General features: G+C 56.0%; 8 protein-coding genes and 6 pseudogenes. 6 read left to right on the forward strand and 8 right to left on the reverse strand.

From position 1 onward, the window contains the following. Positions 1-219: 219 nt before the first annotated feature. Together FQ182_RS16185 and FQ182_RS16190 are read left to right on the forward strand one after the other, a co-directional pair. Positions 220-1,305, forward strand: a pseudogene (locus FQ182_RS16185) (IS630 family transposase). Between the two features lie 90 nt (positions 1,306-1,395). Continuing rightward, a protein-coding gene (locus FQ182_RS16190; protein WP_149494033.1) for an IS3 family transposase occupies positions 1,396-2,558 on the forward strand; the annotation gives its coding sequence in 2 pieces (ribosomal slippage) (positions 1,396-1,651 and positions 1,651-2,558; 1,164 coding nt in all). Between the two features lie 268 nt (positions 2,559-2,826). Here the strand turns inward: FQ182_RS16190 and FQ182_RS16195 are convergent. The 4 genes from FQ182_RS16195 to FQ182_RS16205 all read right to left on the reverse strand — a co-directional run bounded on the left by FQ182_RS16195 (position 2,827) and on the right by FQ182_RS16205 (position 5,738). Next, positions 2,827-4,110 carry a putative porin gene (locus FQ182_RS16195; protein ID WP_092234810.1) on the reverse strand — a complete coding sequence of 428 codons (1,284 nt, stop codon included), beginning with the start codon at positions 4,108-4,110 and terminating at the stop codon, positions 2,827-2,829. Between the two features lie 196 nt (positions 4,111-4,306). Next, positions 4,307-4,879, reverse strand: a complete 573-nt coding sequence (locus FQ182_RS30025) for a hypothetical protein (RefSeq protein WP_176692322.1) — start codon at positions 4,877-4,879, stop codon at positions 4,307-4,309. Between the two features lie 77 nt (positions 4,880-4,956). Beyond that, complete coding sequence (locus FQ182_RS30975; RefSeq protein WP_197228371.1) at positions 4,957-5,439, reverse strand: MFS transporter; 483 nt, start codon at positions 5,437-5,439, stop codon at positions 4,957-4,959. 68 nt (positions 5,440-5,507) lie between these two features. After that, a complete protein-coding gene (locus tag FQ182_RS16205) occupies positions 5,508-5,738 on the reverse strand; it encodes a heavy-metal-associated domain-containing protein (protein WP_092234807.1) in 231 nt (76 codons plus the stop codon). A gap of 144 nt (positions 5,739-5,882) precedes the next feature. On the opposite strand from FQ182_RS16205, the pseudogene FQ182_RS16210 reads away from it, so the two are divergent. Then, positions 5,883-7,291: pseudogene (locus tag FQ182_RS16210) on the forward strand (IS3 family transposase); the annotation flags it as partial. Here FQ182_RS16210 and FQ182_RS16215 read toward each other — a convergent pair. Further along, positions 7,289-7,861, reverse strand: a pseudogene (locus tag FQ182_RS16215) (ATP-binding protein); the annotation flags it as partial. The pseudogenes FQ182_RS16210 and FQ182_RS16215 sit on opposite strands and share 3 nt — an antisense overlap. 108 nt (positions 7,862-7,969) lie before the next feature. Continuing rightward, on the reverse strand, positions 7,970-9,226 hold the full coding sequence (locus FQ182_RS16220) for an OprD family porin (RefSeq protein ID WP_149413964.1): 1,257 nt from the start codon (positions 9,224-9,226) through the stop codon (positions 7,970-7,972). Between the two features lie 403 nt (positions 9,227-9,629). Between FQ182_RS16220 and FQ182_RS16225 the strand changes: the two are divergent. Continuing rightward, positions 9,630-10,016, forward strand: a pseudogene (locus tag FQ182_RS16225) (helix-turn-helix domain-containing protein); the annotation flags it as partial. 1 nt (position 10,017) lies between these two features. On the opposite strand, the pseudogene FQ182_RS16230 reads toward FQ182_RS16225, so the two are convergent. Both FQ182_RS16230 and tnpB read right to left on the reverse strand, forming a co-directional pair. Next, positions 10,018-10,755 (reverse strand): annotated as a pseudogene (locus FQ182_RS16230) (transposase); the annotation flags it as partial. Between the two features lie 19 nt (positions 10,756-10,774). Next, positions 10,775-11,134, reverse strand: a complete 360-nt coding sequence (tnpB, locus tag FQ182_RS16235; protein WP_256666322.1) for an IS66 family insertion sequence element accessory protein TnpB — start codon at positions 11,132-11,134, stop codon at positions 10,775-10,777. 92 nt (positions 11,135-11,226) lie between these two features. Here tnpB and FQ182_RS30980 point away from each other — a divergent pair. Together FQ182_RS30980 and FQ182_RS16240 are read left to right on the forward strand one after the other, a co-directional pair. Then, positions 11,227-11,469, forward strand: a pseudogene (locus FQ182_RS30980) (GGDEF domain-containing protein); the annotation flags it as partial. Next, positions 11,461-12,003, forward strand: coding sequence for a GGDEF domain-containing protein (locus tag FQ182_RS16240; RefSeq protein WP_371923889.1), 543 nt, complete (start codon positions 11,461-11,463; stop codon positions 12,001-12,003). The pseudogene FQ182_RS30980 and the gene FQ182_RS16240, both read left to right, overlap by 9 nt. Position 12,004: the final 1 nt, after the last annotated feature.

Raw genomic sequence — 12,004 nt, forward strand, 5'->3', positions numbered from 1 at the left:
GCCTGTTCCGAAACAGCCGGTCACGCCCTTACCGAAATGACCGGTCACGTTGCTAGTGTGCTGTCTCACAAACAAAGCTCCTCATGCCTGTGAGGCAATGGCCTCGCAGGCATAGGAGAGCTTAATTACGAGACAGCACACTAGTGGACTGAGCGGTTAATTTATTTATTTATTGGTAACGATATACTGTGCGTCCAATGTCATGGATTGGTTATGCACATGGCCCGACCGACTTCCCCCTTCGCTTTAACGCCTTCTGATCTCATCGCCCTGCAAAGTTGGTTGCGTATGAGTACGCTGGAACAGAGCCTCGCCCAGCGTGCGCGCATCCTGCTTCTACTGGCTGATGGATTGACGCCCAAGGCTGTCAGCGAGCAGTTGCAGGTCACGCCGCCGACGGTATTCAAATGGCGAAAACGTTATCTGGAGGCGGGAATTTAAGGCTTGAGCGATCTGCGGCGCAGCGGCCAGCCACTCAAACTGGGACCCGAAAAAATCAACGAGATCCTGACAATGGCCACCCGGCGTCCCCAGGAAGCCACTCAGTGGAGCGTTCGTTTGATGGCCAAGTATGCGCGGGTCACCATGTGGCAGGTTCGCCAGGTCTGGCACGCTTCCGACCTCAAACCCATCGTCTGAAGACCTTCAAAATCAGCAACGATCCTCATTTCGCCGATAAGGTAGTCGATGTGGTCGAACTCTATGAACCTACCGGATAACGCCCTGGTGTTGTCGGTTGACGAAAAAACCCAGATCCAGGCGTTGAATCGCACCCAACCGATGCTGCCGCTACGCCCAGGTCAAGTTGAACGTCGCACGCACGATTAGAAACGCCATGGTACGGCGAGTCTGAACGCGGCTTTCGACATCATGACCGGCCAAGTCATCGGACAGATTACCCAGCGCCATCGAGTCAAGGAATTTCTGGTATTTCTGCAACAGATTGAACGCGGCACGCCAGCCGGACTGGATCTGCATGTGATCCTGGATAATAGTTCGACCCACAAAACGGCTGCAATCAAGCAGTGGCAGGAAAAACATCCGCGGTTCAAATTGCACTTCACACCGACCAGCGCGTCTTGGCTGAACGCCGTGGAAGGCTGGTTTGCGCAACTGGAAATACGAGCGCTGTACCGAGCCGCCTTCACCAGCGTCGCCGACCTGAAGGCGGCTATCCGCCAATTTATCGAGGCTCACAATGAGCATTCAGCCAAGCCGTTTAAGTGGAATAAAACGGCTGAGGCCATCATTAGCTCGGTACATAAGGCGAAGCTGAGCGTGATAAAAAATAAATTAATGGATTAACCGCTCAGGCCACTAGCGAATTACCTTGTAGTGGTTTAATGAAACCGGACACCCATTTAGGCGAGAATGCTCGCCAGATCGAGGTGTCAGATGACCAAACAACGCCGTTCCTTTTCTGCTGAATTCAAACGCGAGGCTGCCGACCTCGTGCTCAAGCAAAACTACAGCTACATCGAAGCCAGCCGTTCACTCGGCGTCGGCGAGTCGGCCCTGCGCCGCTGGGTCGATCAGGTTCAGCAGGAGCGCCAAGGCGTCACCCCGCAGAGCAAAGCGCTGACGCCGGAACAACAGAAAATCCAGGAGCTGGAAGCCCGGATCGCCCGCCTTGAACGGGAGAAGTCGATATTAAAAAAGGCTACCGCGCTCTTGATGTCGGAAGATCACGAGCGTACGCGCTGATCAATCAGCTGAGCGTCCATGAGCCGGTGGATTGGCTGTGCAAAGTATTTGAAGTCCCCCGTTCGTGCTACTACGCCCAGCGCCTTAGGCGCCGCACGCCAGATGTTGAACGGCTTCGGTTGCGCAGTCGGGTGAGCGAGTTGTTCACGCAAAGTCGCAATGCTGCGGGCAGCCGCAGCATCCTGTCGCTGATGCGTGACGACGGTGAGCAGCTCGGTCGATTCAAAGTGCGCAGTCTGATGCGCGAGCTTGACCTCATCAGTAAACAGCCCGGATCACATGCCTATAAACGAGCGACGGTTGAACGGTTGGATATCCCGAACATCTTGAATCGGGAATTCGATGTTCCGGCACCCAACCAAGTGTGGTGCGGTGACATCACCTACATCTGGGCCCAAGGGAAATGGCATTACCTGGCGGTCGTGCTGGATCTTTGCACACGCCGGGTGGTGGGCTGGGGGTTGTCGGAAAAGCCGGACGCCGATCTGGTTATCAAGGCGCTGGACATGGCTTACGAACAACGAGGAAGGCCTCAGGGTCTGCTGTTTCACTCGGATCAAGGGTCGCAGTATGCGAGTCGTTTATTTCGCCAGCGGCTATGGCGTTATCGCATGCGCCAGAGCATGAGTCGCCGGGGGAATTGCTGGGACAACGCGCCAATGGAGCGCGTGTTCCGCAGCTTGAAAACGGAATGGATACCGACCACGGGTTACAGAACGGCTCAAGAAGCCCAGCGCGATATCAGCCATTTCTTGATGCATAGATACAACTGGATTCGACCCCATCAATTCAACGGTGGGCTGGCGCCAGCTCGGGCCGAAGAAAAACTTAACGTCGTGTCCGGGATTAGTTGACCACTACACAAGCTAATGGGTAAATTATTTCGCACACAAAATTCGGTACACCCCCTCAAAAAGCGACGGAGATCACCCGCTCGCGAAAATGAATCGCGCACTCACACTTGTTGCCGGGGGACGACCAGTGAAGCTGGTCAGTAAATGTCTCAGTATGGCGCGCTCGCAATTGATTGATGTGATGAGGATCTACACGCCAATACTCGCCGATATATAGCGGAAAACGCTGAATGACTTCAGCGTTCCGATCACGACGCAAGGGCAGACCTTAGAATTTCGCTTCCAGATCCAACTGCAGGGTGTTGGTATCGGCGTTCTGCTGAGAGCGGCTGGAGTAATCTGCATCAGCCAAGAAGTATGTAGCACCGATCCCAAAGTTCTTGTCGATGTCGTAACCCACCTTGAATTTGTGTCCACGCGAGCCGGTAGTACCGTAGGCAAAATCGGAATCAGTGAAGGCGCCGACCACAGCGTTGCGCTGAACATCGCGGTAGTTGTAATCGAGGTTGAAGTCATACACCCGAGTCTTGAGGCCCGTCAACCAAGCGGTGTCCTGGTTGCTGTCGGTCTCGTTGTTGACCACATATTGCCCATAGAGGGAGAGTGGGATTGGCAAGCCGCTGATGTCGATTTGGCCAAAGCCTTCGTACAGGCGAAACTCGTTAGTGGAGTTGCCATTGACAGCCAGCGCACACGGCGTGCTGGTGCTGGTGCAGCGGCTGTCCTTGTCGTTGTCATAGCTATAGACGCTACCGCCCAAGGTGACCTTGAGGTTGTCGGACGGAGCGAAGCGGGCACCGAGCTGGCCGGCGTACAAGCGCAGATCGTGGCGAAATTGCACACCCTCGCCATCTACGCTGTCCTTGAGCGTGTAGTGACCAGCGCTGCCGAATAGCTCTGCGTCACCGAGCGGGTATTTGTAGGTGGCAGCTAAACCTTCAGGATTAATGTCACCGTCCCAGATCACATCTCCCATGCTCACCCATGGCTGCGCCATCTTGCCGCCGATAATATGAAGGTTCTTCACGGCTGTAGGGTGGAAATCGATGTAGGCCTGGTCCAACCACAGTTGTTTCTTGTCGAAGTAGTTGTCCAGGTCCTGGTTGGTGGAGCGGGCATCGTCACCACCTCCTGTAGCGATGCGGATACCGGCGTCAACTTGTGGGTTGACTTCGCTATAGGCACCGAGACGAGCACGGATACGCTGGCGATCCTTGTCGCGACCACCGTTGTTGGGTTCACCGTCAATCTTGATTGTCTCTTGACGCACGCGCACGTCGCCTTTGATTTGGGTCTTGGCAGCCCAGGCCAACTTCTGTTCAAACGCCGTCAAGTCTTCCTTCTTGATTTGTTGACCGGCCAATTGTTGGTTGGCTTGCATGTCACGATTCAACTCGGTCTTCAACTCAGAATACTGCGCTGGCGTAATGGAGCCATTGGCTTTGAGCATTTCGAGCAGTTTCGCATCGACTGCGGCACCGGCCGGAACACTCATGGCCAACACCAAGCCACCACACAAGCCCGCTGCAATTCGTGTAGAAACAAAACGCATATTGATCTCCAAAATAAGATGAGATGGCGCAGGCCACCTCAAGAAAAAGCCAGCCTTAAAGACGCGTAAAAAAGGACTAGTTATCCCGCGCTCTAAAAACTGGCGCCATTATTACCGGAGACCATTACAGAAAAGTGGCAATGTGATAGCAGTTCGATGACAGCGCCGTTTGATCGAAAAGGCTGCGTTAGAGCGGTTAGTGCCACGAGGAAATGAAGATTTCTTGTTGGTCCGCGATACTCACTTGAATGTCAGGCCCCGCGCGTTCAGCGTAGTACCAGCCCTGCGCGCTTCCAGGCTTGGCCGAGATCCAGTAAGTGAGGATCGGCGACAGGATGCCGGCGCTGGCAGCGACCGCACCGATCACGACCAGCATCAACATAAAATCAGATGCCCAAGGTACAAGGAACAACCCAGCAGCCAGCACGGAGAATGCGGGTGCGATGAGCCATCGGGTCGTGTCCGGCTTAAACCAAGGTGAGAATACGATTGCTTGCATCCCAAACATGACCAGGCTGCACTCGGTGAACATCAGCGCAATCTGATATGGACTCAAACCTAGTTCCTGTTTCCCACGCAGGGCGAGCCCGACCTCGAAGGTCCCGACGCCCACCGAAACGATGAAAGTGAGGATGAGTAGTTTTGGCACGAGCCATGCTTTTTGATCGGCCAAGGCATTAGATATCTTCTTTGTCCGACCAAGGCCTTCAATACTTGGTACTGAAAACGCAACTCCACCGGCCACTAAAAAGGCGAACAGTCCCGTCACCGCGAGCGGAACCGCGACGGATCCTGCCGGCAAAGCGCGTTACGAACACGCTCAGCATCGGTCCAAGCAGGAAGCCGCTAATCCCTGTCATGCTGACGAACGCAAGCCGACGGGCCCGTCCCTGCTCGGTCGTCGCGACGTTGCCGAATACAGCCGCTGCAACAGGCGTCACCGCTGCAGCAAACATGCCGCTTATGAAGCGCTCGGCGTAAACAGCGATGAGACTCAACAAAAGAGAAAACCAGCATGGTTACGCCAAAGCCGAGAAGTCCTACAAGTAGTACACCTCGCGGGCCGCGCTGATCGGAAAGTCGGCCCCACATGGGTGCAAATAAAAAAAGTGAGAGAGTGTAGACAGCAGTCAGTAACCCAGTGTGCTGGGAAACTAGCGCAGCATCACTTTCAGCTCCCAAGAGTCGCTCAATTAGGTAGGGTAAAAGCGGAAGCACGATGCCAAAACCAACCGACACAGTGAACACGCCGAGCATAAGCGCGGCCGTAGTCGCTACGGGCAAACCTGCTGAGCGCGCGCTGGTGACCTTCATGTAGCCGCAGGCCATCGAGTCATGCCTGCGGTCCAACTTCTGAGCATCATAGGGACGAGTTAACCGCAGCAACCACCCTTGGATTAATGATTGGGCGTGGCCTTGGCCGCACTCACTCCATAGCCCGCGCCTTTCACGGCCGATTTCAGTTGATCGGGCGAGGTGAGTTGCTCGTCATAACGCACGGCAGCCTCGCCGGTCGAGAGCGACACTACTACGTCATCGACTCCGGGAATTGCTTTCAGCGCGTTCGCCACATTGCTGGCGCAGCCGCCACACGTCATACCGGTTACATTCAACGTTTCACTTTGCATGGTGATACTCCTTTTCATGATAGGGAATACAAACATCGTTGTAATACATTCTTAGTCTCCCGTCTGTGGCCCCCGGTGTCAGGATAGTTGTCGCCTCTCCGATTTTTCCTAAAAAAGCATATCGGGGGCGGAAAGAGACTGGTCGTGCCGTACTATTCACCTGAACGCAGAGCCGCATTACTTAAAATGCTGCTTCCCCCGCTGAACCTGTCGATGGCCGAGGTTTCCCGGCGCGAAGGGGTCAGCGAAATGTCTTTGTCCAACTGGCGCAAGCAGCTCAGTTCTGAAGGAAATGCAGTGTCCGAAAACAAGCCGTTGACCGAGAACTGGTCAGCCGAAACCAAGTTTGCTGTCGTGCTTGAAGCCGCCGGTTTGTCCGAGATCGACCTCGGCGAGTATTGCCGCCGCAAAGGTCTTTACCCCGAACAAATCACGGCTTGGCGACAAGCTTTTATCACCGGCCAGAAATCGACAAAGGCTCAGCAAAAAGAAGATCGCGAGCAATCTCGCAAGGACAAGAAACGCATCCAGGAACTTGAGCGCGAACTGCGCCGCAAAGACAAGGCGCTCGCTGAAACAGCCGCGTTGTTGGTGCTGCGAAAAAAGCTCAACGACTACTGGGGGACGAACGACAACGAGGACAACTAACATCTTTGCCAGAGCGCCAGTTAATCGTTGCCTGGCTGGGTAGCGCGGTGGCGGCAGGAGCCAGAAAAATCAGGGCGTGCCAGGAAATCGGTCTATCGCTGCGGACTTTGCAACGTTGGACTGAAACAGAGGTTATCCAGGCCGATGCCCGAACGATTGTCACACGGCCAACACCGCGAAATGCACTGAGCGAAGTCGAGCGTCAGACCATTGTGACGCTGTGTAACAGCCCGGAGTACGCCCACTTGCCGCCGAGCCAGATCGTGCCGCGGCTGGCCGATCAAGGGCGTTATGTGGCGTCGGAGGCGACGTTTTATCGCGTTCTACGTGCGGCAGGCCAACAACAACATCGAGGCCGCAGCCAGCGGCCCAGAAGGCACGCAGCACCGACAACGCATGCGGCCAAAGCGCCCAATCAGGTGTGGTCGTGGGACATCACGTATCTGCCCTCGCCGATACGCGGAAAGTATTACTACCTCTATCTGATCGAGGATATTTACAGCCGCAAGGCCGTGGGCTGGGAGGTCTACGACGCGGAAAGCGGTGAAAAAGCCGCCGCGCTGCTGCAACGCAGCGTGATCGGTGAGCAGTGTTTACACGAACCGCTGGTGCTGCACTCGGACAACGGAGCGCCGATGAAATCGGTGACGCTGCTGAGCAAGATGTACGACCTGGGCATCACGCCTTCGCGGGGCCGACCGCGTGTGAGCAACGACAATCCCTACTCGGAGTCGCTGTTTAGAACGCTGAAATACTGCCCGCAATGGCCGCTGGATGGTTTTGCCAGTCTGGATGCTGCTCGGGCTTGGGTGAGGAATTTTATGCGGTGGTACAACAACGAGCACCGACATAGCCGCATCCGGTTCGTCACACCGGCTGAGCGGCATCGAGGGCTGGACCATCAGCCGATCCAGCAGGGCGGTGGTCATCTTGGCGTCGCCGAACACGCTCGACCATTCGGCGAAGCTCAGGTTGGTGGTGATCACCACGCTGGTGTGTTCGTACAGCTTGGACAGCAGGTGAAACAGCAACGCACCGCCAGCCTGGCTGAACGGCAGATAACCCAGTTCGTCGAGGATGACCAGATCCATGCGCAGCAGTGCCTGGGCGATCCGCCCGGCTTTGCCGTCGTGTTTTTCGCGCTCCAGCAGATTGACCAGATCGACCGTGGAGTAGAAGCGCACGCGCTTGCCATGCCGGGTGATGCCGGACACGGCCAGCGCGGTGGCTAGGTGGGTTTTACCGGTGCCTGGCCCACCGATCAGCACCACGTTCTGCGCGGTGTCGGTACGGTCGAAGATACTGTCCTTGATGGCATAGATGAATCGAATTGGCTTCTTGATCTGAGGTGAAACGTTGAGCAGCGTGTTCAGCGCTCGAAGTGTCTCGAAGATGTGTGAGTCGTTGAAGCGGTCGATGTCCTCGAAGATCACGACATCGCGGCCTGATATTAACCTGGCAAATAAATAGGGCATATTAGATAATCTGTCTCCATGAAAATAGATGCCCGTAAACTCAGCCCCCAAGAACAACGTGAAAAGCGCTCCACGGCCCTACGCATGCGTGAGCAGGGTTAGCCGCTATTACATCAGCGGGATGGTGTAGCTGACGATCAGACGGTTCTCATCAATATCGCCGCGGCTGTAGTTGCTGCGATATGTACCGTTACGCCATTTAACACCGAGACCCTTCAAGGCGCCTTCTTGGAATACGTAGCTGATATCGGTGTCGCGCTCCCACTCTTTACCGTTGGAGCCGTCAGTTCTATCGAAGCCATCACCGGTGATGTAGCGGGTCATCAGGATCAGGCCGGGAATGCCGATGGAGGCAAAGTTGAAGTCGTAGCGGGCCTGCCATGATTTTTCATCAGCTTTGGCAAAGTCCGGACCAATCGTTACAAAGTTCACCAGATAAGCATTGGACCAGCCGCCGACGAAGGCGAAGCCGGTATCACCATTCATTTCCTGATAGCCCAAGCCAAAGCTATGGCCGCTGACCGAGTAGGTGACCATTGCGCCCAAGGCCTTGTTGTCGACATTAGAAGAACCATCGTCTGTCGAGCGGGCATAGCGCAGATCGGTTTTCAGCGACTGCTTCTCACCAAGCGGTAGAACATGAATCAGATTGAAAGAGTGCTGCTTGTAGGCTTCTTCAAGATTGCTGTAGTAATAGGCACCGGTAAGGTTGTCCATCAACTTGTAAGTAGCACCAGCAAAAATGAAATCATCAATGCTACCGCCGCCTAATGAAGCACCGTTCAGAATTGCTGTCAGGTCTTCATAGTTCGAGCTGTCACGCTGGTTAACTTCCGTTATGTAACCCGCATCTAATGTCAATCCTTCAACTTCATTGGAGACGATCTGTCCGCCTTTGAAGGTTTGTGGGAGCAGGCGAACGTCACTGCGGGAAAGAGCCATGTTATTTGGCTCAAGCGTGCCAACTTTCAGAATTGTCTTGGAGATTTTTGCTTTGGCCGTTAGGCCAAGCTGGGAATAATCATCGGGTGCAGACCCATCATTATCGACCGGCAGTAAGTTTGTTCCGGTGCGGTCAGGGCTGGAGTCGAGTTTTACCCCCAACAGACCCAGAGCATCGACGCCGAAGCCGACAGTGCCTTCGGTGAATCCTGACTCAACTCGTAGCAGGAAGCCCTGAGCCCACTCGTCTCTTTTAGATTGGGCTGCGCCGTCTTGGCGGCTATCACTGTTCATGTAGAAGTTACGCAGCTCCAGGCCAGCCTTTGTATCTTCGATAAAAGCAGCTTGAGCCATGGAAGGAATGGCTAGGGTTGCTCCCAGAGTGGCCAGGGCCACGCCCCGGGCGATTGGGGTCTTGAGCATTTCTTGTTCTCCTCGTTGGATGATGCTCTGAAGGTCGCTCTTACGGCGACATGCAATAAAACATTTCATCATTGTTTCAGCCTTTAGACTTTAGTCGCCAAGTCCCGCAAGTCAACGTGCTAGACGGTCGCGGGCATATCGTGCATGTGCGCGATATTCGTGTACGACCCGTAAAGTGGCACAAGACAACGGCCTGGCGGTTAAAGACTAAAGGGTGTGCCGGGCAATCTGCGTCGCCGCGGGTGGCAGCATCCTAGCGTTTTGCTCGGGCAGAGTCGAATGGCCATCGCATAATCGCCTGATGAGTGAGGCTGAATTCACATTTTTGTTGCTGGTGCGCCTGCCGGCCGAAGTCACTTATTAACCTGGCAAATAAATAGGGCATATTAGATAATCTGTCTCCATGAAAATAGATGCCCGTAAACTCAGCCCCCAAGAACAACGTGAAAAGCGCTCCACGGCCCTACGCATGCGTGAGCAGGGTTACACCTACAAGGCTATTGGCGAAGCGGTTGGTGTTCACCCCCGCACTATTGCTCACTGGGCGCAGGTCGCAGAACATAAAGGCGAAAAGGCTGCCATTGCCGGCGGCCAGCGTGGTGTGCGCCAGGGTGATCGCCGCAGTTTGAGCTCCAGCCAGGAAGTGCTGATTCGCACCTTGATGACCGATAAGATGCCCGACCAACTCAAGCTCGGCTTTGCGCTCTGGACGCGTGATGCGGTGCGAGAACTGATCCGCCAGCGCTGTGGTTTTCTCATGCCGGTTCGAACGGTTGGTGAATACCTCAAGGTAAGCGCGTTTCGTCGCAGTGCAGCACGGGGTATTCGAACAGTTTGTCGCGCATCAGGTTGAGCAGCGGTTGCAGTTGCTCGCCACTTTGGATCACCCAACGCGCCAGGGTCTGGCGTGGGATGTCGACGCCGTGGCGGCTGAGCATCTTTTCGAAGCGGTACAGCGGGATGCCGTCGGCGTACTTGGTGGTCAGCAGCATCGCCAGCACGCTGGGGCTGGCCAGGCTCTTCTCGATCAGTTGTGCCGGCTTGTCGGCGGTGACCGGCGCGGTTTCACAGGCCTTGCAGGCATAGGTCTTGCGGATGTGGCGGATGACCCGCACCTGCATCGGGATGATCTCCAGCTGCTCGCTGGTCTCCTCGCCGATCACCTGCTTGCAGGCACCGCAGGCGCAGGTGCGCTCATGCTCGGGCAGCTCATGGATGACCTCCATACGCGGCAGGTTGGCCGGCAGCGGCTTGCGTTTGCCACGGCGCTTGACCGGCGCAACGACTTCTTCGGCTTCGGCTTCGGCTGGCTCGGCGGCCGGCGCTTCGATCAGCTCTTCGACCTCGTTGAACATGGCCAACTGCGGCGAGTCGGCGTCTTCAGGGCTGCGCTCGGACTTGGGCGAGAACAGCTTGTGGCGCAGCAGGGCGACTTGTTCCTGGAGTTGCGCCACCTTTCCCTGAGCCAACAGCAGCATCTGCTTGAGCAGGACGGGATCATCGGGAAGGTTGTCGGCGCCAAATTTCATGGCGCCGGATTATACCGGCTCAGGCCACGTAACGCGGCGTCAGAACCTGATGCGGACGGTTACGCCACAGGTCGATACCGTCGAGCAGCCAGTTCAGTTCGTCGACCGTCAGCTCAATGGCCTCGTCACCGGCATCGGGTTTGGTCTTGAAACGCTCGGCTTCCAGTCGCTTGAGCCACAGGCAGAAGCCATTGCGCTCCCAGTAGAGAATCTTGACCTGGCTGCGTGTGCGATTGAGGAACACGAACAGCACAGGGTTGAATATCTCCACCTTGATGTCCAGCTCGACCAGCGCGGCCAGTCCATTGATGGATTTGCGGAAGTCGACGGGCTTTGGGTAGAGATAGACCTTCTGCACTTTGGCGTCGGGACGCATCATGACGGAACTCCACGGGAAAATAGGGAGCCCAGCATCCGGGATACGGAGAGGTCAGTTGAAGATGGGGTCTATGGAGCGCATACTCTCAGACCACCACTACCTTCGCGGTGTTCGCCTGGATCCAGACAATTCCGATCATCTGCTACCTATTACTGGGGTTGCGCCTGGGGATGTACGGCTCGATCGTGTTCGTCGGTGTCGGCCTGTTCGTCTTCAGTCAGCGGTTTTCGTCCGATGAATTGCTGCAAAACGTCGAGATCATCGCCAATCTCGGCCTCGCCAGCTTGGCGGTGATGATTTTCGCGCACATCTACGAGCGCAGCCGCCTGCTCAATGAGCAGCGCCTGACCGAGCAGGCGACCACCGGCTCTCTGACCAGCCAGCCAAACCGCCTGAAGCTGGCCGAGGTATTCGAGCGTGAGCGTGCCCATGCGTTGCGCAATGGCACGCCGCTTTCGCTGGTATTCGTCGATATCGACCACTTCAAGCAGATCAACGACCGCTTTGGCCACGAAGTCGGTGACCGTGCCCTGGTTCACTTCGCCAAGGTGCTGGCGCAGCGTTTACGGGTCAATGATCTGTTCTGCCGCCTGGGCGGTGAGGAATTTGCGGTGCTGCTGCCAGGCAGCAAGGCAGCGCAAGCTCGGGAAATCGCCGAAAGCCTGCGCGAACGCCTGGTTGCGCAATCGCTGACGGTGGATGAAACCACGCTGCACATGACGTTGAGCGCTGGCGTGGCCTGTTTCGGGGTAGATGGGCAATCACTGGACGAGCTGATGCTGGCGGCAGACAGGCGCACCTACGCGGCCAAGCGCGCCGGGCGTAACCGGGTGATCACCCGAGAGGAGGTAGAACCCATTCTGGGCTGAA

It is taken from the genome of Pseudomonas sp. ANT_H4, assembly GCF_008369295.1.
Lineage (GTDB): Bacteria > Pseudomonadota > Gammaproteobacteria > Pseudomonadales > Pseudomonadaceae > Aquipseudomonas.